The organism is Nocardia sp. NPDC051030, assembly GCF_040683015.1.
Classification (GTDB): Bacteria; Actinomycetota; Actinomycetes; order Mycobacteriales; family Mycobacteriaceae; genus Nocardia.
The window spans coordinates 267613-290677 of sequence record NZ_JBFBCD010000006.1 but is presented as its reverse complement, the minus strand read 5'-3'; the positions used below and the strand labels follow the sequence as shown (position 1 = coordinate 290677).

At 65.8% G+C, this 23065-nt stretch carries 18 protein-coding genes; 9 read left to right on the top strand and 9 right to left on the bottom strand.

Translation table 11 applies throughout. The features are described 5' to 3' along the window. Positions 1–36 precede the first annotated feature (36 nt). Complete coding sequence (locus tag AB0N05_RS22140) at positions 37–417, bottom strand: DUF4254 domain-containing protein (RefSeq protein WP_364697252.1); 381 nt, start codon at positions 415–417, stop codon at positions 37–39. A 307-nt stretch (positions 418–724) separates the two neighbouring features. Here AB0N05_RS22140 and AB0N05_RS22135 point away from each other — a divergent pair, with 307 nt between their 5' ends. After that, complete coding sequence (locus AB0N05_RS22135) at positions 725–1564, top strand: GntR family transcriptional regulator (RefSeq protein WP_364697249.1); 840 nt, start codon at positions 725–727, stop codon at positions 1562–1564. Continuing rightward, positions 1561–2127 carry a GNAT family N-acetyltransferase gene (locus tag AB0N05_RS22130; protein WP_364697246.1) on the top strand — a complete coding sequence of 189 codons (567 nt, stop codon included), beginning with the start codon at positions 1561–1563 and terminating at the stop codon, positions 2125–2127. Before AB0N05_RS22135 ends, AB0N05_RS22130 begins: the two co-directional genes overlap by 4 nt. 78 nt (positions 2128–2205) lie before the next feature. Here the strand turns inward: AB0N05_RS22130 and eccCa are convergent, their stop codons facing one another. The 3 genes from eccCa to eccD are packed head-to-tail and all read right to left on the bottom strand — an operon-like array spanning position 2206 to position 9166. Continuing rightward, on the bottom strand, positions 2206–6231 hold the full coding sequence (gene eccCa, locus AB0N05_RS22125; RefSeq protein WP_364697243.1) for a type VII secretion protein EccCa: 4026 nt from the start codon (positions 6229–6231) through the stop codon (positions 2206–2208). 17 nt (positions 6232–6248) lie between these two features. Further along, positions 6249–7694, bottom strand: a complete 1446-nt coding sequence (mycP, locus tag AB0N05_RS22120; protein WP_364697240.1) for a type VII secretion-associated serine protease mycosin — start codon at positions 7692–7694, stop codon at positions 6249–6251. Continuing rightward, complete coding sequence (gene eccD, locus AB0N05_RS22115; protein ID WP_364697237.1) at positions 7691–9166, bottom strand: type VII secretion integral membrane protein EccD; 1476 nt, start codon at positions 9164–9166, stop codon at positions 7691–7693. Before eccD ends, mycP begins: the two co-directional genes overlap by 4 nt. Before the next feature lie 154 nt (positions 9167–9320). Between eccD and eccA the strand changes: the two genes are divergently transcribed. Beyond that, positions 9321–11159: a type VII secretion AAA-ATPase EccA gene (eccA, locus tag AB0N05_RS22110; protein ID WP_364697234.1), complete on the top strand. Its 1839-nt coding sequence runs from the start codon at positions 9321–9323 to the stop codon at positions 11157–11159. Positions 11160–11442: 283 nt separating this feature from the next. Next, positions 11443–13125, top strand: coding sequence for a type VII secretion protein EccE (eccE, locus tag AB0N05_RS22105; RefSeq protein WP_364697231.1), 1683 nt, complete (start codon positions 11443–11445; stop codon positions 13123–13125). Here the strand turns inward: eccE and AB0N05_RS22100 are convergent. Both AB0N05_RS22100 and AB0N05_RS22095 read right to left on the bottom strand, forming a co-directional pair. After that, a complete protein-coding gene (locus AB0N05_RS22100; RefSeq protein WP_364697228.1) occupies positions 13095–13352 on the bottom strand; it encodes a hypothetical protein in 258 nt (85 codons plus the stop codon). The two genes, eccE and AB0N05_RS22100, sit on opposite strands and share 31 nt — an antisense overlap. Positions 13353–13374: 22 nt before the next feature. Then, positions 13375–13845 (bottom strand): DUF4254 domain-containing protein, encoded by a 471-nt coding sequence (locus AB0N05_RS22095; protein WP_364697225.1) that lies wholly within the window; start codon positions 13843–13845, stop codon positions 13375–13377. A 180-nt stretch (positions 13846–14025) separates the two neighbouring features. Between AB0N05_RS22095 and AB0N05_RS22090 the strand changes: the two genes are divergently transcribed. The 3 genes from AB0N05_RS22090 (at position 14026) to AB0N05_RS22080 (ending at position 16290) form a co-directional block, all read left to right on the top strand. Next, positions 14026–14883 carry a DUF5753 domain-containing protein gene (locus tag AB0N05_RS22090; protein WP_364697222.1) on the top strand — a complete coding sequence of 286 codons (858 nt, stop codon included), beginning with the start codon at positions 14026–14028 and terminating at the stop codon, positions 14881–14883. Between the two features lie 9 nt (positions 14884–14892). Beyond that, the gene (locus tag AB0N05_RS22085) at positions 14893–15138 is read left to right on the top strand and encodes a DUF397 domain-containing protein (protein ID WP_364697219.1); all 246 of its coding nucleotides are present in this window, start codon (positions 14893–14895) and stop codon (positions 15136–15138) included. 141 nt (positions 15139–15279) lie between these two features. Beyond that, positions 15280–16290: a hypothetical protein gene (locus tag AB0N05_RS22080; protein WP_364697216.1), complete on the top strand. Its 1011-nt coding sequence runs from the start codon at positions 15280–15282 to the stop codon at positions 16288–16290. Here AB0N05_RS22080 and AB0N05_RS22075 read toward each other — a convergent pair. Genes AB0N05_RS22075 through AB0N05_RS22065 form a run of 3 tightly spaced genes read right to left on the bottom strand, consistent with a single transcriptional unit; the run spans position 16283 to position 20327 of the window. Then, complete coding sequence (locus AB0N05_RS22075) at positions 16283–17827, bottom strand: serine/threonine-protein kinase (RefSeq protein ID WP_364697213.1); 1545 nt, start codon at positions 17825–17827, stop codon at positions 16283–16285. The genes AB0N05_RS22080 and AB0N05_RS22075 overlap by 8 nt on opposite strands. 13 nt (positions 17828–17840) lie before the next feature. Then, entirely contained in the window at positions 17841–19094 is a 1254-nt protein-coding gene (locus AB0N05_RS22070; protein WP_364697210.1) for a hypothetical protein, read from the bottom strand. A 9-nt stretch (positions 19095–19103) separates the two neighbouring features. Continuing rightward, positions 19104–20327 (bottom strand): hypothetical protein, encoded by a 1224-nt coding sequence (locus tag AB0N05_RS22065; protein ID WP_364697207.1) that lies wholly within the window; start codon positions 20325–20327, stop codon positions 19104–19106. A 220-nt stretch (positions 20328–20547) separates the two neighbouring features. Between AB0N05_RS22065 and AB0N05_RS22060 the strand changes: the two genes are divergently transcribed. Both AB0N05_RS22060 and AB0N05_RS22055 read left to right on the top strand, forming a co-directional pair. Then, the gene (locus tag AB0N05_RS22060) at positions 20548–21774 is read left to right on the top strand and encodes a hypothetical protein (RefSeq protein WP_364697204.1); all 1227 of its coding nucleotides are present in this window, start codon (positions 20548–20550) and stop codon (positions 21772–21774) included. A gap of 8 nt (positions 21775–21782) precedes the next feature. Then, complete coding sequence (locus AB0N05_RS22055) at positions 21783–23057, top strand: hypothetical protein (RefSeq protein WP_364697201.1); 1275 nt, start codon at positions 21783–21785, stop codon at positions 23055–23057. Positions 23058–23065 lie beyond the last annotated feature (8 nt).

Below are 23065 nucleotides of genomic sequence, written 5' to 3'. Positions count from 1 at the left end.
CCGGGCCACCCTCGTGCCCGGACCGGCCGCTCGGGTCTACCAGGCGGGGAGGCGACGCCGTCCGGCGAGGACGTCGCGCACGAGATCATCGTAGGCGTCGGACAATTCGGCTAAATGGTGCCAAGCGCCGTGGAGCATTTCGTCATTCGCGTCAAGGGTCATCAACGCGCGGTGGGCTCGGACCGAGGCTTCGGCCAGTCGGTCGATGACCGATCCGACCGTTTCGGTGTGTAGCGTCGCGCCCAGGCGGTGCTGGGGGACGGAGCGCACGATCCAGTCATCGATGGCCATGACCAATTCGATTCGGCGGCGCTTGTTTTCGATGATCGAGGTCGCCTCGGTCTCCGGGCCCACGCCACCCCGCCCTACCAGGCGCCGCTCGTGCAGCACCGCCAAGTCATGGGCGAACCACAGCAAGGGTCCGCCTATGACGCGGTGACCGCGGCAGGCGCGCAAGAGTAGGTCGGAGGGGGGTAATAGACCGGTTGCTAGAGGCTGTGCCTCCAACATGTCCGCATACTGAGGGGACACGTCGGGCAATGCCACGACGACCGTATTGGCTGTCTCCGAACCTGCCACGTTGCCTCGCGTTCATCGACGAACATCAACACCGCATTCAGGACGTTCATTACAATAAACCTCGGAAACCGCTTGTCAAGCCTTACACGGCGGTTCGAGCGCCGGAGTAGACTTCGGTGCCTTGAAGCAACAACCGAGGAGCGAGATGGCGGACGGTCCGAGATATCAACGGATCGCAGACCTCCTCCGCGAGGAGATCCGCGCCGGCAAATGGAAACCGGGCGATCGACTACCCAGCCACAATGAGCTGGCCGATCAGATGCAGGTCTCGATCACCACTGCCCGCAACGCAATTCAGCTGCTGGTCGCCGAAAACCTGGTCTACACAGCAACTTCCCGCGGCACCATTGTGCGCAGTCAGGAAGTGCTGGAATCGGTTGTCACCAACCATATTCGGCGGGACCGACCCCGGGCGTCGCACGATATCTTCGTGGAGATCGCGCGTGCCGCCGGCCGCGAGCCATCCAAACAATTCGTCGCACGGATGGAACCGGCCAGTCCGGAGGTTGCGCATTGGCTCGGCGTGGGAAAGGACGAATGGGTCGTTTCTCGCACCGTCATGCAATATCTGGACAATGAGCCGTGGTCGTGGGAGGTCAGCTTTTATCCGCGGGATCTTGCCGAGGCCACTGGAATCGATTGCCCGCATGACATTCCGGAGGGCACCACGCGCCGCCTCGCCGACCGCGGATTCGCCGAGACGGCGCACCGGGACACGGTGGTGGCGCGCCCGGCGACCGGCGAGGAGGCGGCCGTCCTGGGCGTCGGTCCAGGCACCCTGCTGCTCGACCACCTCCGCATCGGCGCGAACCATGAACGCATCACGCGTGTGACTCGACACCGTTCCACTGCCGCCCGCAATCGCCTGGCCTACGAGCTGGGCGACGCCCTCGGCACCGACATCATCCGCAAAAACCTGGGCACGCCGCTGCCACCGGCCAATTCCCATTCCTTCGAGAATTCCCTGCTACCCAGTTCGCCATGACAACGCTGATCCGTCAGGCCCGCCTAGCCGATCTCGGAACCGTCTCCCGGCTCCGGCTCCAACGCACCCACTGGCTGGCGGCCCGCGGCAGCGACCAGTGGACCCGGGCCGGGAGAGGCCTCCCCATCGAGACCTTCATCCGGTCCGCGTCCCGCTCGGTCCGCGACAATGAGACCTGGATAGCCGAATTCAATGGCGACCCCGCGGGCACCATCACCATCAATGACCGCGCCGACGAGAACCTCTGGTCCCCCGGCGAACTGGCCGACGCCGTGATCATCCACTTCATGATCGTCGACCTCCGCTTCGCCGGGCACGGCATAGGCGGCGCCCTTCTCGCCCATGCCGCCGAACTCGCCCTCGAACGCCATCGCACCTGGGTCCGCCTCGACGCCTGGACCACCAACCTGGCCCTGCACGATTACTACCGCCGAGCAGGTTTCAGCCTGGCCCGAATAGCGGGCCCCGAAGCCACCGGCCCCTCCCGAGCCCTCTTCGAAAGGCCCACCGCCAGCTGGCTCCCCGCCACAACCACCCAACTCCCCCTAGCCCGACAGCCTTAGAGAGTGAGGGAGCTCTGGTGGTGGGAATCAGGCCCGATTCCCACCACCAGAGCTCCTTGATCTTGGTTCGCTCTCTCGCTACAGCGGCGGGAGGTCGGCGATCTGGATCATTTCCTCGCCGTTGTTGCGGGACCAGAGGATGCCTCGGCCCGGGGGCAGCTTCATCGGGCGGATATCGCCGATGAGCTTGCCCTCGTCCTTGGGGCCGCTCATGAGCAGGGTCGAGACCGACATGTTCTTCATGGTGCCGAGGACGCCATCGTAGAGGGCACGCGAGACGCCACCCATGCGGCGGGAGATGATCACGTGCAGGCCGATATCGCGGGCCTGCGGGAGCAGTTCCACCAAGGGGGCCAACGGGTTCTGCAGGCCGCCGGTGGCGACCATGTCGTAATCGTCGATCACGACATAGATTTCGGGACCGCTCCACCAGCTGCGCTCACGCAATTGCTGAGGGGTGATGTCCGAGCCGGGGATTCGCTTGGAGAGGTAGTTGACCACCTCCATGATCATCCCGCCGGAGGTCTGCGAGGAGGTCGAATATCCGGCCAGCTGATCGCCTTCCAGCGCACCGAGCAGGGTGCGGCGGTAGTCGATGAGGATGACGCGGGCCTCGTCGGCATTGGAGCTTTCCGCGATGCCGCTGATGATATTGCGCAGCAGCGTGGTCTTGCCGGATTCCACATCGGCGAAGGCCATGAGGTGCGGGTCGGCGCCGAAATCCATGACCACCGGCTGCAATTCGGATTCGCCGATGCCGACCACGATCTTGGTGCGGGTCTGCACGATGCCGTGGGCGCGGGCCACCGCGAGCACTTCCTCGCGGGGCATGCTCGCGGGCAGCATGCGGACCTCGGGGGCACGGCGGCCGCCGTAGAGGGCCTGCAGCTGGGTCTTGGCCGCATTGACGCCCTCGGCCAGGGTCTGCGGATCGGTCTCGGAGTCCAAGCGCGGCTGGGCGATCAGCATGTGCAGCTGTTCCACCGTGAGACCGCGGCCGGGCCGGTTCTGCGGGACGTTCATCGCCACCCGGCGGCCCATCTCCGAGTCGGAGGGGTCACCGAGGCGCAGTTCGATCCGGGTGCCGATCATATCCTTCATGGCCGGCTTGATCTCGGGCCAGCGCTTCGCGCCGATAATGAGGTGGATGCCGTACGAGAGGCCCTGTGCGGCAATGCTGTTGACCATCGGCTCCAGCACGTCGAACTCGTCGCGGAATTCGAACCAGCCGTCGATCACGAGGAATACGTCGCCGAACTTGTCGGCCAGGATCGGGTCGTCGGTGGCGCCGGAGGCGAGCGCGGCGTGCTTGCGCCGCCGGAACTCGGTCATGGATTCGATGCCGAGCTGCGCGAAGCGCTCCTCGCGCTGGCGCAGCACGGTGATGAGCTCGGAGATGGTGCGCCGCACCCGATCCACGTCCATCTTGGGCGCGACCGAGCCGACATGCGGGAGTCCATTGAGGCCCGCCATGGAGCCACCGCCGAGGTCGACGACGTAGAACTGCACCTGTTCGGGCGTATGCGTGGCCGCCGCGGCCATGATGATGGTGCGCAGCGTGGTGGACTTACCGGCCTGCGGACCGCCGACCACCGCCACATTGCCCTGCGCGCCACCGAGATTGATGGTGAGCACGTCACGCCGCTGCTCGTACGGCTTGTCGACGATGCCGATCGGCATCCACAGCTGCCCGTGCCGATTGACCGGCGAACGCCAGTCTGGGTCCGGCAGCAGCATGTCCACGGTCGGCGATTCCGCCAGCGGCGGCAACCACACCTCGTGGGCGGGACGGCCGTGTCCGGTAAGGCGTTTCACCACGACCTGCAGCAGCGTGTCCGGGATGCCTTCGTCTGCCGCGGGCGGCGGCGGGGGCAGCAGATCCAGCGGATCGAAGGGGTTCTCCGATTCGGGCAGCGCGAGCCGCTCCACCGTCGAGGCGGTGAACTCGCGCGGCGGCGCTTCGGCAACGGTGGTGCCGTCGGCCTGCCGGGTGGCGCGCGGGGCGACATAGGACCCCGACACGTAAGTGGCGTTGAACCGCAAGGGATCCGACGCATCGCTCTTCAGATAACCGGAGCCGGGCACACCGGGCAGGTGGTAGGCGTCGGTGATACCCAGCACGGCGCGGGATTCATTGGCGGAGAAGGTGCGCAGACCGATCCGGTAGGACAGGTGCGCGTCCAGCCCGCGCATCTTGTTCTCTTCCAGACGCTGCGAGGCGAGCAGCAGGTGCACATGCAGCGACCGGCCCAAGCGGCCGATCATGACGAACAGATCCGCGAAATCCGGCTTCTGCGAGAGCAGTTCGGAGAACTCGTCGATGACCACGAACAGTGCGGGTAGCGGATCCAGCGGCACACCCGCGGCGCGCGCCTTCTCGTAGTCGGTGACATTCGCGAAATTGCCTGCCGTGCGCAGCAATTCCTGGCGGCGGTTCATCTCACCGGCCAGCGCGTCACGCATGCGGTCGACCAACTCGAGCTCTTCCTCGAGGTTGGTGATGACGGCCGCGACGTGCGGCAGCGGATCCATGCCGAGGAAGGTCGCGCCACCCTTGAAGTCGACCAGCACCAGGTTCAGCTGATCCGGCGAGTGCGTGGCGACCATCGAAAGGATCAGGGTGCGAAGGAATTCCGACTTGCCGGAACCGGTCGCGCCGATGCACAGCCCGTGCGGGCCCATGCCGTTCTCGGCGGATTCCTTGATATCGACCTCGACGGGCGTGCCATCGGGGGTGATGCCGATCGGCACCCGCAGTCGTTCCCGTCCGAAGCGCGGCCGCCACACCTTGGCGGCGTCGATCTGCGCGGCATCCGGAATCTTGAGCAACGCCATCAGACCCGGGTCGGTGGTGGAGGTGTTGTCACCGAGGCTGACGATCTGGGCGGCGGTGGCGATCCGGAAGCGGGCCAGGTTGCGCGAGAAGGCCTCCGACTCCGCGAGAGTCACCTGATCGGCGGTCGCGAATTTCTCGGTGCCCGCGGCACTCTTGGCGAATACATCGCCGCCATTGGCGACGAGCTGCAGGCCACGCCGCGCGGCCAGGCTGTTCTCGGCCGCGCTGAGGTCGATGACCGTGACCGCGTCCAAACCGGATTCGCTGATCAGCCGCTCGGTGCCATTGACGTAGCCGTCGTCGATGACCACGACCAGATGCACACGCCCGGCGGTCGGTTGCGGATTGCGCATGAACCGCCCGCGCTCGAGCAGATCGTCGGCGAGCGAAGTCTCCAGCTCACCGAGTGAGCCGTACATCATGCGCGCCGCGCCCATGCCGTCGCGCTCGCTCGTATGTTGCAGGTGCGGTAGCCATTTCGCCCAGGCCCACGCTTCGGAGTCCGGATCGGAGCAGACGATGGCGACGGCCACATGGTCGGGGCCGTGGAATGCGGTGAGCCCCATCAGCATGGAGCGCACCAGCATTCGCGCGTCCTCGGGAGACCCTTCGACATTGATGGCGGGGAAGGCGCGCAGCGAGACGGCCGTAGGCAGGTGGTGCACAACGGAATGCGTGCGCACGAACCGCCGGAGCGCCACGGTCGACACCGGCTCCAGATCCTCCAGCGGACCGGTCTCCGGCCGGGCGAGCTTGGCGGCCAGTCGATGTGTGCCGATGCCGACCCGCACATGCCCGAAGTCCGGATCGTTCGGGCGGCGCTCCCACATGCGCCGGGTGCCGACCACCGAGGGCAGGTCGGCCGGTTCCGGATGGCTCCACACCAGCGTCTCGAGCTGCTTCTGCGCGGTGCGCCGCACCTCGCGGCGGGTCTGGTCCAGGTACCGGAAGTAGTCCTTGCGTTCCTCGTTCAGCTCGGCCGCGCCCTTGTTGCCGCTGCGCTGACCCATGAGCATGCCGCCCATCGACATGATCATCATCATCGGGAACATCATCATCATGGGGTTCGACAGCAGCGACTTCCCCATCATGGCCATCATGGCGACCATGCCGACCATGGCGACGACCATCACCACCGGCATCAGCTTGCTGAGCAGGTTGGCCGGTACCGCCCTGGGGATTTCCGGCGGCGGGGTGAGCGCCAGTTCACCGCCCGGCGCGCGCGGGGGCGCGATGCGGGGCCGACGCACGAAACCTTCGGTTGCCATGGGTAATTCTCCGGTCGTTACGAATCGAGGTCGGGTAGCTCGTCGTCGCGGCGTTTGCGCCGGAACGGAATCGACAGGGCGAGACCGATTCCCAGCGCGGACAGGCAGACGATGGACCCGATGGCGGCGATGAGCCGGGGCAGGCGGGCGGGGCCCGCGGGTTTGATCGGCTCGGGGAAGGCGCGCGGGGTATCCGCGCCCTCGCTCACCGGTTTGTCGGGCAGTTGGGCGGTCAGCGCGGCGAGCGGATCGATCAGGCCGTGCCCGATTCGATCGTCACGGCCCGGACCGGGCGCGTGCGCGGTGCGGGTGATGCGGTCCATCACCTGCTGTGCGGTCATCTCCGGGAATTTGGCGCGGACCAGCGCGGCCAGTCCGGCCACATACGGTGCGGCGAAACTGGTTCCATTGATGGTCTGCGCGCCCTTCTCGCTGACATAGCGGTTCACCAGTCCGGTATTGCCGGGCTTGCTGTCCAGCGAAACGATATTGGTGCCGATGGCGGCGACGCCGACCCACGGGCCGTACAGGGTGAAGTTCGAAGGCCCGCCGGTGGAATCTACCGACGCGACCGACAGCACGTACGGGTTGAACCAGGCCGGGCTGGCCACGGTCTTCACCTTGTTCCAACTGCCGTCGCCGATGGCGCTGTTGTCGTCGTTCTGATTCCCGCAACCATTGTTCTGGTCCACGTTTCCGGCCGCGACGACCACCACGACATTGCGTTCGTAGGCGTAGCGGACCGCCGCGCCGACCGCGGCGTCACCCGCATCGGATCCGGCTGAGACGCAGGCGTCCTCGGAGATATTGATCACCGTCGCGCCCATGTCCACGGCGCGCACCACGGACGCGGCGAGGGTGACCATGGGGCCGTAGCCCTCTTTGCTGAGCGAGCCATTCGGCTTCTCCGCATTATTGTCCTTGGCCTTGTAGGCATCGCTGTACTGCCGGATGGCGAGGATCTCCGCATCCGGTGCGACGCCGACGAAGGCATCGTCGGTGCTCGGCTGCGCGGCGATGATGCCCGCCACGAAGGTGCCGTGCGCATCGCAGTCGACGGTGCCGTCGGTGTCGGAGACGTAGTCCCCACCGGCTTGCAGCGCGCCCAGGCGCGGATGCCTGCTCACCCCGGTGTCGATGACCGCGACCTTCTGCCCCGCGCCCCGGCTGAATTGCCATGCCGCAGGCAGGTTCAGCACCTTCTGCGATAGCGGTTCATCCTTCGGCGCGGAGCCGCTGAGCAGCGGTTCGACACAGATTCCGTGCTGTTCGGTGGTGACCAGCGGTGCGGGCTTGCCGCTCAGCGCCTGCGCCTCCCCCAGGGCCGAGAGGTCGGGATTCGGCTGGGTGACACCGGCGTTCGCGGGTCCGGGTGTCCCGAACAGGCCGACGCCGAGAACGGCCGCGGCGCAAAAAACTCGTGCGGTGTTTCCGGGCAGTGCTTGTCGAAAGAACCGGCTCATATGTTCCGCGCCATCGAGTAGACATCCATGAGCCACAGCACCAGCGGGACGATCGACACGATCAAGCCGTATTCGAAGATCTCGTTGAAGCGCCGGGTCACCGGGGTCACCTCGACGTGCGGACCGATGACCCCGAAACCGATCGCTCCCACCGCGAAGGCGAGCAGCAGTCCGGTCGAGACCACCAGCAGGTCTGAATCCCCCAGAGCCAAAAGAACAGCCAACCCCACGAAGGTGACGCAGCCACCGGCGACCAGTGTGGCGGCCTGCATGAGATCGGCGAAGGACCGACCGCGCAGGCACAGGATGATGGCGACGACCACGGCCAGCGCCATCCCCTGCCAGCGGGCCGCGCCCATCGGATCGGCCGCGAACAGCACGCCGAGACTCGCGCCTATGGTGCTGCCGAGCACGATGCCGGTCTGGAACTGATTGGCGATGCGGGCGCGCAGCCCGAGCCCGTGCGCCGAGGGCAGCACGGTCGCACCGATCGCGCCGATGCCCTCGATGGTGGGCCGTGGTTCGTGATCGGCCGGATCGATGGCCGCGCCCGCGGTCGGCACGGGCGGCACGGGCAGGCGGGCCAGCATGGCGGCCAGGCGCGGGACCATGGACAGCACGAGGATCGACGCGACCAGCACTCCGGCAGCGATTTTCGGCACGTCGGCGTCCCAGATCATGCGGACCGCGGCGGCGACACCGGCGAGCACGACCAGCGTGACGATTGTGGAGACGACCGCGGCTCCGGCACCGATGATCCGGAATCCGATCACGGCGACCAGCAGGGTCGCGGTCGCGCCGAGCAGCGCGTTCGGACTGCCGAGCTCACCCGGAACCGCCAAGGCCGCACCGCCGAATGTCAGCAGCAGCATGCACAGCGTAAGTACTGTCGCGGTCAGCTCGTCGGAGTACTTGCGCACCGCGATCATGGCGGCCACCATGGCCGCGACCGCACCGCCCAGGAAGAGCGCCGGTGCGATGTAATCGTCTCCGCCGCTTCGGGAGATATAGCCCATCAGCAGCGCGAATACCACCGCGAAGGCTCCGGCGACGAGTCCGGTCCAGCGGGCCGCGGCGGGCGACCAGCCGCGGAATTCCTCACCGGTGAGCCGGGATACGGCGTCGATGACGTCGTCGAACAGCGCGGGCGTCTCGCGCGCGGCGACCGCGCGCAGCACCAGCAGTTCGCCGTCATAGATCTCGGCGTCATTGAGCGTCTGGCTGGGCGGGATCATGTCCCGGCCGAGCTTGGCCAGCGTCCAATGTTGCGGTTGGAGCGGCGTTCCCCCTTCCTCGCCACCCAGTGGATCCGGGTTGCGAGATTCGATGAGTTTCACGAGATCGTCGATGAAAGCGGCGATCGGCGTGTTTGCCGGCAACCCGACGTCGAGCTGGGTGTTCCCCCCGATGACGGACACGCGGCACAATTCGGGTTCAACGGCTCCGAGGCCGCTGAGCGACTGTGCGGTCACTTGCTGAACAGCTCCCTGTCTTCTCAACAGTTGCCCGCCTAGGGCGGTTAACCATAATGTATCCGACTGTCCCCGTCGGTGCGATCGCACGGCGGCGGGTGGGGATTATGAACGAAAGACTAACCAGGTTCAACGAATTCGGGGTTCGACAAGGATGATCGACACTCGCCAGGCACAACGCGCCTTCGATGCGGGAGTGCTGTCACTGGGGTTGAGCATCGACGGACAAGAGTCGAACCGCGACCTCGAGTACGCGAAGCTGGCCTTTCAGCGCGCGACCGAATGGGATCCCACCATGTGCGACGCCTGGCTCGGCCGGGCCGTCGCTGGTGAGGTAACCAAGGATGTTCTCTACAACCTGTACAAGACGAGTACCGCCTCGCTTGCCCGGGAACAGCGCAGGTTGGGGCTACCGCCGCGGGTCTTGGCCGGACGTTTTCTGCCCGGCCTCTATATCGACTATCCGCTGGCCAGTTTCACCGAGATCTGGTTGGCGTACGCGTCACATCTGATCGCCGACAAGCAGTTCGACGAGGCCGAGCTGGTGCTCGACGAGTTGGAGAAGCATCGGCGCGAACGCGCGAGCGATCCGGACTTCGAAGTCGACGGCCGCATCATCGCCTATGTGCGCGGCATCATGCACTACAACACCCAGCGCTGGCCCGATGTGATGACCATTCTGTCGCGCTCGGATCAGTGGGAAGATCCCTATCTCGCCGCTGGCGCACATGTGATGGTGGGCACAGCCTGCGCGCAATTGGGTCTGTTCGGTGAGGCGATTCGCCGCATGGAAGCGGCCGAGGCGGGCCCGATTCCGGCCGCCCGCACCGCCGCCATGTTCTGCCGCGGCCTATGCCTGCGCGAGATGGGCAATGCCGACGAGGCGCAGGCGCTGTTCGAGAAGGTGTATTCGCAGGCACCGGATTTCGACACCAATACCGCGGCCATGCGCGACCGCACCTTCCGCATCACGGTCACCTCCAAGGAGGTGATCGAGGCCCGCACCGATAAGTGGGATCCGGCGTCGGCTCCCTCTCTGGAGGAGAAGCAGCAGGCCGAGCACGAGGATCGCGCCAAGGAGATTCTGGCCGCGGCGCGTGCCGAACTGGATAAGCAGATCGGCTTGGCCGCGGTGAAAACGCAGGTGGCCAAGCTGCAGTCCAGTGCGCAGATGGCGAAGATCCGTGCGGAGAAGGGGCTTTCGAGTTCCTCGCGCGGTCAGCATCTGGCCTTCACCGGACCGCCCGGCACCGGTAAGACCACGATCGCCCGCGTTGTCGCCAAAATCTATTGTGGCCTGGGCATTCTCAAAACCGACAAGGTCGTGGAGACCAAGCGCTCCGATTTCGTCGGCCAGCATCTGGGTTCGACGGCGATCAAGACCGAGGCGCTCATCGATACCGCCATGGACGGCGTGCTGTTCATCGACGAGGCGTACACGCTGATCCAGACCGGGCTTTCCGGCGGTGACGCGTTCGGCCGCGAGGCGGTGGACACGCTGCTGGCCCGGATGGAGAACGACCGCGACCGGCTGGTGGTGATCATCGCCGGATACGACGGTGAGATCGACCGCTTCCTGGCCGCCAATGACGGTCTGGCCTCGCGCTTCGCCAAGCGTCTGCAATTCCCTTCCTACTCCGCGGAAGAGCTCGGCCAGATCGGCCAGGTGATTTCGCACAAGCGAGATTCGGACCTGTCCGAGGATGCGCTGGCGCTGCTGGTGGAGACCTGTCAGCGGCTCTATGACCTGGAGAGCACCGATCAGAGCGGGCAACCGCGGCGCGGCGTGGACATGGCCGGTAATGGCCGTTTCATCCGCAACCTGATCGAAGCCGCCGAGGAGGAACGGGAATTCCGCCTCGCCAATGACGAGTCGATCGACCTGAGCGCGATCGACGAATCGGTGCTGATGCGGATCGAGGCACCGGATATGAAGGCCGCGCTGAGCACCATGCTCTCCTCGCTCGGCCTCGCATCCGCCGCCGTCGACTGAGGGGGAACCTGTGAACGACTTCCCGAATGGGCACCCCGGCGTGAATGCGCCGCCGCGCCCGGGAGCGCCTACGCCTGGCGATCCGGGACCGCGGCATTCTCGCGGGCCGGATTCGCGTGAGCCGGATCCGCAGGGGGTGGGTCCGCGGCGGGCCGATTCCCGTCGGCCCGATTCGCGTCGGTCCGATTCGCGGAGACCGGATCCCCGGCAGTCGGAGCCGCAGCCGGAACGTGGCACCATAGCGCCCGCGGAATTGCGCGCGGACGAAATGTGGCTGTTCCGAATGCTGCCGCTGAACTTGGTGATTCCGGTCGCCTTGATCGGCGTGGCCGCATCGCTGCTCGCCGTGGTCTTCGTCGCGCCGTGGTGGGCCGTGCCCGTGGCGGGTTTCGTTCCCGCGCTGATCGGTCTGGCCCCGCTGCGCGGTGTCCCGCTCGGCCTGCGCCTGGCGCGCTGGATCGCCTACCGCTGGCGGCAGATCGGCAGTCGCGACTTCGTCGAGTCGACCCAGTTCGACGTCCCGCTGCCCGAGGGCGGCAGCTACGGGGTGCGCTGGGACGGAACACTTCTCACCACCATGCTCCGCATCGACCCGCCGCCGGACACGCTCACCCTGCTGCGGCGTGGCTCGCTGAGCACCGATCAGGTGCTCCCGCTCTCCGAAATCGCTTCCTGCCTACGGCAATACGATGTGACGCTGGATTCCGCCGATGTGATCAGCACCGGTACCCGCACCGCCAGCACCGAGGCCGTCCTGTCCGGCTATGCGGCATCCATCGCCCCGCTGGGCCGCCTCTATGACGAAATCCTCGGCCCGCTACCGGCTATCGCGCACCGCACCATGTGGCTGGTGCTGCGCCTGAACCCGCTCGCCAATGCCGAGGCCGTCGACAATCGCGGTGGCGGCGGCGAGGGCGCGCTACGCTCCGCGATCATCGCCACCCGCCGCGTGGCCAATCGTCTTGCGGCCCGGGGCATTACCGCCTCGGTGCTGACCACCGCCGAAATGACCGCCGCCACTCGCGAACTGACGCGCGGCATTCCGCTCGAGGAGTTCGACGAGAACCAGAAGTCGCTCGAGCACAACGGCATCCACCTGACGAGCTTCCAAATCCAGCCCGAATCCTTCAATGCCGATGGCCTGGCCGAGATCTGGGCGGCCCGCAGCCTGGCCACCACCGTCTCCGTGCGCCTGCGCCTGGCCACCGACGACTCTCCCCGCGCCGACAAGCCGCGCGACACTATCGAGGTGGATGCCCGCGTCCGCTACGACACCCCCGCCGCTCTGGAAGCCCCGCCGGTGCGCGGCCTGAAAGAGCTTGGCGGCCGCCAAATGTGGGCCCTGCTCGACACACTCTCCTTCGGTGCCCAAGAGGTCCAAGCTGCAGGCTACCGAGGCCCCCTCTCCGCACTCGCCGACATCGCCGTCCCCACCGCGGGCTGCGGCCAGCTCATCGGCGCGGACGCCACCGGCCGAGGCATCGCCGTCCCCCTCATCGGCGACGGCTCCCGTCGCATAGACATCATCTCCGGCCTCCCCCTGGCCCAACAGGTGATCCTCCGAGCCATCGCCCTAGGCGCGGGCGCGGTAGTCCACACCAACCGCCCCTGGGCCTGGCAGGGCATGATCGCCAATGTCGGTGCCCCCCACGCCCTCTCCCTAGCCTCCTCGGTAACCCAAAGCGCCCGCCACAGCACAGCAATGGCCCGAGCCCCCCACCCCGCCGCGACCATCATCGTCTTCGACGGCGTCCCCTCCACCACTCCCCCCGGCTCCGCCACCGTGGTCACAGTCCTGGAAACCATCCCCGAGCACTACCAACCAGACGCGGACGTCACGATCGTCCAACACCCCGACGCCCCCCACACCGTCACCGTCCAAACCCCGGCCGCCCGAACCACCGCGCAACTCGTCACCACCCCCGCCGAGCAGCGCTACATCGGCGCGGCCCCGGCCATGGCCTGACGGCCGTATCCCCGCGAGTGCGTGCGCCGACGCTCTTGCGCACGGGTGCAAGGGGTTTGACGAATGCCGCTGTCGCGTTCCTGCTCGATGCGAGACGCGATGGCTGCCACCGTCCACCCGTCGCCCCCGGTCGACACCCGGCCGGGGGCGGCGGCCATGCTCGCCACCCACCCCAGCGCGCCGCCCGCGATCATGCCGACGAAGAAGTACATCCAGATCCCGATCATGCCGCACCCCTTCCGTTCCGGCTCAAATCCCGCCATGCCGGGCGTCATCCCCCGGGCGCGGAGTGCCATAGTCGGGCAGCCGACGAGTCCGCGCCGCAAGGTCATACGACAAATCGCCGTAAGCCAACGACAACTCCGCCAGCCGCTTCCAGGCATGATGCAGCCGCCCCTCCCCCTCCTCCCGCGTGAGCACCGCGTAGGCGTCCACCGAGAACTGTGCCACCCGATCCACCACCATCCCCAGCGTCTCGGTATGCAAACTCGCCGCCGCATACGGCCGAGGCATCTCCCGCACCACCCACCGATCGATCTCGCACACCAATCGATAACGAGCACAATCAATCTCCCGCACCACCCCCACCTCCCCCGCGACCATCCGAGCCTCATGCAAACTGGCCAGCTCATAAGCGGCTTGCAGAACCGGATGCGGTAGCGCCACAGCCCCGGCGCATGCCTCCAGCAACATGTCCTTCGACGGCAACGATGTCGTCATGATCGCTCCCTCCAGCGAATCGAGCTTGATGTGACGACCGACACACTTGACGATATAGCAGCAACATTTGCAGAACAAGATGCAGCCAGTTCTTTCAAAGTGCGATAGGCAGTGAGCATCGCTCGGCATACTGAGGCGACGGCACATCCGAAACAGCCGGACTCGGAAGGGGATTGACCCATGGCACCCACGTCGCCCACGGTGGCCCGGTGGGAACTTCGGCTCCGGCTGCGCCGACTGCGGGAACTGACCGGCATCGACGATGTCGACACCATCATCGAGGCCGTCGGCATCTCGCGCCCCTACTGGTCGCAGGTCGACGCCGATCGCCGGATGCTGACCGAGGACAAGCTGCAACGTCTGCTCGATCTGTTCAGCTGCGATCCGGCCGAACGTGCGGAGGTGATCGCACTACGGTCCGCGGCGAAGGAACGCGGCTGGTGGTCGAAGTACCCGGCGCTCATCAAGCCCGAACTGGCCCGCCTCTACGGTCTCGAGTACGGCGCAGAAAGCATCCGCTGCTACAACAGCCTGCTCATTCCCGGCCTGCTTCAGTCGGAGAGGTACGCGCGCACGATCATTGGCGCGAATGCCTTGATTCGCCCCTTCGAGGTCGAACAGCACCTCGCGGTGCGAATGCGCCGCCAGCAGCGCCTGACCGAAGAAGACCCGATACAGCTCACCGCCGTCTTCAGCCAGGCGGCGCTGGTTCAGCAGACCGGTGGCCCGGATGTGCTCCGCGAGCAACTGGAGCATCTTCGACGCCTTATCGAAGAGCACCCCGATACGATCGAAATCCGAGTGATCCCTTTCACCGCCACCGAGGGCACCGCGTTGGGCGGATCTACCTACCATCTACTCGATTTCGCCAGTCCGCAGCTCCCCACCCTCGCGTGGTCGGAAACCGCGCTGGGTGGCGAAATCCTCGAGGACCCGGCCTCTGTGAGCAGTCTCGGCTTCGCTTTCAACCAGGCCCTCTCTCAAACCATTGATCGTGCAGCAACTTTGGCGCTGATCAAGGAGGGTCTGCGAAGTTAGAGTGGAAACATGAGCGCTTCCGAATCTGCCCTAGCTCGGACGACCGGCTGGTTCAAGTCCGCCCACTCCGACCACGGAGCGGCGTGCGTCGAAGTGCGATTCGACGGTGACCTGGTCCTGATCCGCGACAGCAAGTACCTGCGTGAGCCGGGCAACGATCCGGCTGCCCAGCCGATCATCGCGGTGTCGGTGGCGGCGTGGGATGCCTTCATCGCGGGCGTTCGGGCAGGCGAGTTCTCCATCGCACGCGTCTGACGGGTGCTCCGGTGGAGACACAGCCGACGGAGCCCACCAGTGGCTCCGCCACGCCATCCGCCGAACCCTCCGCCCGGTTCCCGGAAAGGCCAAGGAGAATACCGGTGGCTGAAGTGCTTGTCGGTCAATAGATTCGGTGAGGTGAATCGACGAGTCTTGCTGCTCATCACTGCCGGTGGAGCCGTCGTCCTCGTGCCCTGGACCGTGTTCCTCGCACACGACCTCCCGGATGGCTTCACCACCGACCAGTGGCGACTCGCATGGGTGGGGTTCGACGTCATGCTGCTCGCCGGTCTGGGTTCCAGCGCCTGGCTGGGGTTCAGGCGGCGGCGCGCGGCGGTTCCGGTGTTGATCGCTACCGCGGCATTGCTCTTCTGCGACGCTTGGTTCGATGTCGTTCTCGACTGGTCGGGCGAATCCCGGTGGAGCAGTCTGCTGATGGCTGTCTGCCTGGAGATTCCGCTCGCACTGTTCCTGTCGCTGCGCGCCCGCTATCTGCTGTCCGCGAATAACCCACCACGGGTCGTCACCGCGCAGGAGGCCCGCGCTGTCCTCGCCAATCCTGTTCGGCAGCAGATCATGCAAGCGCTCACGCTGGATCCGACCACGGTGCAGTCCCTCGCGGTAAGGCTGCATGCGGATCCCGCCGATGTCGTCTCCGAACTGCGCACACTGGAGGCCGCGGGATTCGTCCGCGGCGACGGTGACCGGTGGCACAAGCGTTCGCTCGATCTGCGCTGGCCCGTGCCGAACCAGACCAACACGGAGGACTGGGTGCACTTCGGGGCGTGGCAGGACCAGAAGCTGGCGCAGGACTTGGCACTGCTCGGCACGGTCGCTCGACACCCCGAGCGCTACGGTCCATGGACGAAGGGTTCCCGCAGCGAACCGCTGCTCACACACGAGGAACTGAACCGCTTCTTCGACGAGTACTTGGAACTACTCCTCCGATACGGTGCACTCCGCGAGCAGACGGCGGATGTGAAGTCTGATCGCTCCCGAAAACGAGGCGAACCGCAACGAATATCCGTCCGGTTCTACATGTTCCCGAATAGCCTCGGTGAGCCTGCGGCCGAATCGCACGCTCCGCCGCCCGGCGCGGGTACGACAGTCGACGGCAGTGCCCCTCCCGGTGCAGGCAGGATTATTTGACGCTTTTGCGGAGGACCGGGAGGAGTTTGTCGAGGAGGATCTGCTCCGAATGATCGGTCCAATTGCGCAGTGCGTCGACGGCGGTGGGGTCGTCGAGGATCAGGACTGTGGCGCTTCGGATTCGGATATCGGGCGGCAGATTCAGCTGCCCGCCACCGCCCGCGGCGGTATCGCTGCGCACGGCCAGCAGGTAGCCGGATTCGATCTGGCTCAGCACACTCGGTTCGGTGCGGTGGATGGTATCGATCGGACGCGGAGTGGGTTCGTCGCCGATACGCACACAACTGTTGTGGTAGACGAAGCCGAGCCGCTCGAAGAAGGCGGCCTGTGGACTGGGCTTCAGGTGAACGGCGACACCGGCCGTCCATCCGCCTTCGCCTGAAATATCCACGACCGCAATGGTTTTACCCAGGAAGACGGGGTTCTGCTGGCGTGCCTCGGCGACCGATCGTGCGGCGGCTGCGCTCGTGGCCGGTGTCTGCTGCGTCGGGGACGACGCGACGGATTCGTGGCCGCGCACGGCCCACACGCCGATCCCGGCGGCGAGCGCCACGCTCACGCCAGCCGCAGCGGCCACTGTCCGATATCGCTGCCAGACAGCCCTTTTCGCGAGTGTGGCCGATGCGACGGCGGCACGGGAAGCGACGGGCGTAGCGAACGACCCGGGCCGAGTCCGCATCGACAGCGGCGATACCCCACGGTTGAGCGCCAGGTCGAGTGCCTGGGTGAGCTGGTGGCAGTCGGCGAATCGCTCCGCGGGGTCCTTGGCCATGGCGACGGCCAGCACCTCGTCGAGGGCGGCCGGTAAGTCGGGCAGGACGGCGGTGACGCGCGGCGGCGGCTCGGACAGATGCCCCATCATCACCAGCGCGGGTTGTGTCGCGGGATAGGGGTTCTGCCCGGTGATCAGTTTGTAGAACGAGCAGGCCAGACTGTAGATGTCGGTGCGCCTGTCCAGCTGTTCCCCCGACAGCTGTTCGGGTGAGGCATAGGCGATGGTGGCCACGAAGCTGCCGGTCTGGGTGAGCTCATTGGTGTCCTCGGCGGACTTGGCGAGGCCGAAATCGGCCAGCAGCACGCGTTCTTCCTCGCTGCCGGCCTCGGAGAGCATGAAATTGGCCGGCTTGACATCGCGATGCAGCAGGCCGCGCCGGTGCGCGTGGTCCAGCCCTCGGCCCACCTCCGTCACAATGCGCAGGGCCCGGGCCGGAGTCATGGCTTGCGGATCGCGTTTCCTCGCGGCCTCGGCGTCGGTGCCGTCCACGAACTGCATGGCGATCCACAGTTGCCCGTGATCCTCGCCGCGGTTGTACACCGAGACGATGTTCGGATGATCCAGTGTGGCAGCGGTATTCGCTTCCCGTTCGAAGCGGCTGCGGTATTCCCGGTCCTGGCTCAACTGCACGCTGAGCACCTTCAGGGCATCCCGGCGCGGCAGACTCGGGTGTCCGGCCAGGTACACCGTCCCCATTCCGCCGACGCCCAGCACCCGCTCGATGCGGTACCCGCCGACCACCGCCCCCGGACCGAGGCTCATGATTCACCCCGCGTTACATCCATGAGCTGTTCGCGAGGAGTGCGTACTGCGCGTTCGCGCGCTGCTGCGCATCCTGTAGTTGAGTACTTGTGACGCGGGCGACATAGCGGCCGTAGCGGACTGTGCAGATGTAGAAGTTGCTCCCGCTCTCGGGCGGAAACTGCTGGCAAAACGCATCGGGCAGGCCGGGCGGCCCGTCGATCTTGTCCTTGGCCAGAGTTCGGAAGTCTTCCAGCAAGGCCGAACCGGCATCGCCGTCCCGAGCCCGCAACATCAGTGCACCGCGCGCTATCTGAGCGATCGCATCAACCCCGCGGGCATCGGTCATCTGCCGCCATTTCGCCTGTTGCTCAACGGTATGCAGGAAACCTCGTGGCGTAAAGGTGGCTTCTTCTTCGAGATCCGGCGAGATGTAGCCATCCTCATGCAGCGTCCGGCGCTGCATCGCTTGCGGGTCGCTGTCCAGGTGCAGGACCTCCCGCGCCGATAGCGGCGGCAGCTGATCGAGCAGCGGCAGTTGCAGGGCCAGCGCCTTTTGGGTCAGTTCTTTCAGCGCGCCGAGATCCGAGTCGGGCCGCGTGACGAACACATTGACCAGATAATTGCCATGCGCGATGGTCGATCCCAGCGTCGGGATGCCCTGCCGCCAGTGTGCTTTCGCGTCCGGGTACGCATCGAAGGAAACCGGTGTGTTCGCGTCCGCCGCGACGGCGAAGTCGGCGGCCTCGATCTCGGTGGCCGACCGGCGCGCGGATTCCGCATCCGGGAATTGCAGGACGGTGAGGTTCACGCTCGTCTGATCTGTGGGCGGCTTCTGATCGTCATAGGTGTTGACGTCGTGTTGCACCATGCGGCCCCCACCGGTCGCCGACGAAGCGGCCGACATGGCGAAACCGAACAACATATTGTTGCGTTCGACAATCGGCGTATCGACCTCGGCCAGTAGGTAACTCAGCTGGGACGGGTACCAGATAGCCTTCGCGTACCGCCCATACGCGAGGTTCGGATCGATTTCGATGCCGTCGGGAACGTATCCGGCCAGCCGCATCGCGGCCAGCTCCGCCCCCTTGTCGGTGTCGGCGTAGTACGCGGTGCGGTATTCGAGCGGCTCGGTCGGGAAGCTGCCGACATCGAGGGTGCGCACGTCGATCTCGGCGGCGACGGTCGTTCCGGGGACGGTCGAGCCGCAGCCGCCGAGCAGGGCGGCGGTCAGCATGGCCAGTGCCGCGGGCACGGCGCGGCGGAGCGAATTGCGGTAGGGATTCATGATTGCCGCCTATGCGCTTCGAGCGAGAATCGCGTATTGGGCGGAAATCCGCTGCTGGGCATCGGCGAGCTGGGAGCCGTAGGTCATGGCCACATAGCGGCCGAAGGCCACATAGCAGTAGAACGGCGTCGCCAACTTCCCCTCGGGTCCGTGGTACTGGTTGCAGCGTGCGTTCGGCAGGCCTGCCGGGGATTCCGCGTGACGCTTGAACTTGTCCACCAATTCGGTTGCCAGAAAGTCTTTGGCCGCCGCGGCATCTCGAGTGCGGAACAGTTCGCTGCCATAGGAACTCACGCGATCGATGCCGAAGTTCTCGTACGTGGATCTCGCCTTCGCGGGGTCACGAGTGAAATGCAGGTATCCCGCGAGGTCGTAGACGCCCGGCATATTCTGGTACGAGTCCCCGTCGGGCCGCTCCAGCGACATCCGCAGCATGCCATCGGGATCCATCGGCACGCTGGTCAGCTGATCAGGCGGGGCGGGCTGGAATGACTTCAGCCGATCAGAGGTGACCGTGATGGCGCGATCGGTCAGAGCGAGCAGCCTGCTCTGATCCGAGACCTTCAGCTTGCGATTCTCCTCGCTCTCCGCAATCGCCACGATGACGAATTTGCCTGTCGCGTACCAGGAAGCGAGCATCTGCTGACTGGGAACCCAGGAGGTCACGGCGTCGGGGTGCATGACGGACCGCGCCGGCTCCACCTGTGTCCCGTCCTCATACGCGGTGAGATTCCAGCCGCGGCGTGCCAGGGCGTCGGACGCTGCGGTCGCCGCCTGATCGGATTCGAAGAGCAGCACCGACGTCGACTCGGTATCGGACACTCTCACGTCTTCGCCGGTCTGTCCCGTGGCCGCGAAACCGGCGACGAACCCCTTGGCGTCCTCGGCGAATCCGTCCTTCCGCAGCCATGCGTACATAGGGCTGGTATGAGCTTCATCGGGTGCGAGGAATACGTGCGTCCAGTCGTCTCGATTGACCTTCAACGTCGGGTCGACCTCTGACGGCAGCGGCAATACCCGCCCCATCCGCTCCGCTTCGAAGACACGTGCCACAAATTGTGTGTTCTTCGGCGCGAAATCCTTCGGCTCCGCCCGGTAGCTGCCCACATCGAGCTTGCTCACATCGATCACCGGATCCGCTTGCGTGGCATCGGATCCAGAATCGCAGGAGCTGACCACCCCCACCGTCATGGCCAGCAGAATTACCGCCAGCGCCCTCCGTCGTACCCCCACCGGTCCGCCCCCAGTCCCCACTCAGGTCGTGAACCGCTCACAGAGCAGACCGACCAGTTGCCGCAATACAAGCGGAGAGTATCTCCTCGAATCCCCAGCGCACAACGAGAAACCGGCCCACACCGACAGGGCGCGAATGTAAATCAGGCTCGCCAGTACACTCTGCACACTGGGAGAGCAGCTCACCGGCAATCGGGTGTCGGCGAGGGGGGAGCGAGAATTGTTGTACGACCATGTTCGGCGGCGGTCCAGCCGGGCGCGACTTCGCGCCGCTCTGACTGCGGCGCTGGCGATAACCGTGTTGTGGAGTACTGGATGCGGGTCGGAATCCGAAGCGACCGTGCGGGCTTCCGCTGACCTGAGCAAGCTCGACACCGGCAGCTATGCGACTAAACCGCAGGATCTGGTCGCCAATAATCCGGAGCGTATGGCTCGCAATATGGAGGCGCTGCGGCTCGCCGACGTCGTTCCGCTGCCCCAGGATGTCGATCCGGCGCTGACACACAATTCCGGTGGCGCGCACCCCTTCGTCGATGCCCAGTCGTTCAATAATTCACCCTTCGAATCGTTCGATGCTCCCGAGTTCTTCGCCGCCATACCAGGTTTCGTGGCGGGCTTCGCAGGCGCAGCGCGTTCGGACGAGGATCGCGATATCTCCTACGATCTGCGGCACGCCGTCATGATCTTCGGCAGCGACGCTTCGGCCACGGCCGCCGCGACCGCGCTCACCGGCATCAAGCTCGATACACGGCAAGGGATTCCGGCGGAGTCGGCCAAGTATCCGAGCGCTCGTATCACTTGGATTCCGGACTTCCAGGAGCTCGCATTCTGGTATCCCACCGGGAAGTTTCTGATCGGCGGCGTGGTCGGAAATCACGAGAACATGTCCTTGAGCGCATCGGATCTGGACGGGCTACTGACCTTGTCCGATAAGGCGATCACCGTCATCTCGGAGCGGTTGAAGGGGTTCGAGCCGACTGCTCAGGACAAGCTCGCCGCTCTCCCGGTCGACCCCGAAGGCATGCTCCGGCTGACGCTGCTCCGTCCGTCCGGCGATCAGACCGCGTTCGGTTTCGACGGCGCGCTGGACCGGCGCGGGGCTCTGCACACGGTGGACGACCCGGACAAGGGCCGGGCGCTGTTCGAGAAGACCGGGGTGGAATTCATCGGTCACGGTGCGGGAGAACTGGTTCGGACCCGTGATGCGGCGGCGGCCGAGACCTATCTCAACACGGTCTCCGCCAATAGGTTCCAGCACCTGATCGAGTCGCCGCCGGGTCTGCCGGTCGCCAAATGCGTGAAATATCAAGGCCCGGACTCCCATCAGTTCCCCTACCACTGCTACGTCACCTATGGGCGGTACGCGGCGGAGGTCTGGTCGCAGCAACAGCAGGATGTGTATCAGCGGATCTCCGCGCAGTACGCCATCCTCGCGAACGACAAGTAGGGGGAGTCGTGAGGAACTCGAGACTTGGCCGCCGTACTGGCCGAGCGGTATTCGCCGCGCTGAGTATCGCGCTCGCCTCGTCGGCGCTGGCGGGTTGTGGCACCGTAGCCGGAAGTCCGGCGGCCGGTGAAATCGATGTGCGCACCTTGGCCGTCGGCAACTATCCGACCAATCCGATCGATGTGCGTGGCGCCTACCGGCATTCGGTCTCCTACGGTAGAGCGCTGGCCGTCGCGCGCCTGTCCGATGCCGTGGTCATCGGCGCGGATGTCGGTCCCGGCTTCGTCTACACCGCGCTGTCCCAGCCGAGCACCGATTACGCGATCGCGACGGCCGCCAAACCGGCGCTGGACCGCAACAATATGGTGCTCGCCTATTCGGCGTCGGTCAGCGACCGCCCGCGGCTCGACACTCTCTATTTCGATAATTCCGGCAACGCCAGTCCGCTCGGCGGTTGGGAGCGCGACCCGGAGGCCACCACGTTCAATGCCACGGTCATGCAATTCCCCGACGAGCAGCGGGCGCGAGCGGCGGCCGAGGAGATCGAATCCGCCGACTTCGACGTGGCTCCCGACCTGAATGCCCGTGTCACCCTCGACAAGCATCCGAGCGCGCGGGCCCATTGGCGGCCGGGGGTTCCGACGTTGGCCGCGATCCAGTCCCGCGGTGCCTACGTCGTCAGCGTGTACGTGAAGCTGCCCAAACCCGAACTGGATGGGCTGAAGGATCTCGCCGGAAAGGTCCTGGACGCTCAATTCCCTCTCCTCGATCAAATTCCGCCCCTCACCCAGCGCGACATCCTCCGACTCGACTACGACCCCCAGAACATGCTGCGCCGAACCCTGCACCCCGGCGATTACCCGTACCCCAGCAAGGACGAGGTCACCCGCACCCCGCGCGGCTACCTGAAAAATGTTGCCGACCAAGGTGTCTGGAAACAACTCCTCGACACCAACGGCGTGGACCAAACCTCCACCACCCAAAAGGGCGCACTACTGTTCCGAGCCCGCGACGCGGAAGCCGCCACCACCCTCTGGTCCGGAATCAACGCCCTCATCCCCACCTCCACCGACGCCCCACCCGGCGTCCCCGGCGTCACCTGCGCCCAAAACCCGAAATCGAGCAATTCCAGCAACATCCTGGCCTGGGACTACAGCGACCGCTACCTGTGCACCCTCCACTACGACCGCTACGTAGCCCGAGTCGCCAGCAGTCAACTCGCCGACGCCCAGCAGCGCGCCACCGCTCAATACGCACTGCTCGCCAAAGCCCAGTACCTGTAAGGAATCGT

Coding starts and splice junctions, on each gene's coding strand:
- eccCa (WP_364697243.1), bottom strand. CDS start 6,231: ATGGCAACCGAAGGTTTCGTGCGTCGGCCCCGCATCGCGCCCCCGCGC.
- AB0N05_RS22090 (WP_364697222.1), top strand. CDS start 14,026: ATGGCACCCACGTCGCCCACGGTGGCCCGGTGGGAACTTCGGCTCCGG.
- AB0N05_RS22095 (WP_364697225.1), bottom strand. CDS start 13,845: ATGACGACATCGTTGCCGTCGAAGGACATGTTGCTGGAGGCATGCGCC.
- AB0N05_RS22075 (WP_364697213.1), bottom strand. CDS start 17,827: ATGAGCCTCGGTCCGGGGGCGGTGGTCGGCGGGTACCGCATCGAGCGG.
- AB0N05_RS22070 (WP_364697210.1), bottom strand. CDS start 19,094: ATGAATCCCTACCGCAATTCGCTCCGCCGCGCCGTGCCCGCGGCACTG.
- AB0N05_RS22085 (WP_364697219.1), top strand. CDS start 14,893: ATGAGCGCTTCCGAATCTGCCCTAGCTCGGACGACCGGCTGGTTCAAG.
- AB0N05_RS22130 (WP_364697246.1), top strand. CDS start 1,561: ATGACAACGCTGATCCGTCAGGCCCGCCTAGCCGATCTCGGAACCGTC.
- eccE (WP_364697231.1), top strand. CDS start 11,443: ATGCTGCCGCTGAACTTGGTGATTCCGGTCGCCTTGATCGGCGTGGCC.
- AB0N05_RS22135 (WP_364697249.1), top strand. CDS start 725: ATGGCGGACGGTCCGAGATATCAACGGATCGCAGACCTCCTCCGCGAG.
- AB0N05_RS22100 (WP_364697228.1), bottom strand. CDS start 13,352: ATGATCGGGATCTGGATGTACTTCTTCGTCGGCATGATCGCGGGCGGC.
- eccA (WP_364697234.1), top strand. CDS start 9,321: ATGATCGACACTCGCCAGGCACAACGCGCCTTCGATGCGGGAGTGCTG.
- mycP (WP_364697240.1), bottom strand. CDS start 7,694: ATGAGCCGGTTCTTTCGACAAGCACTGCCCGGAAACACCGCACGAGTT.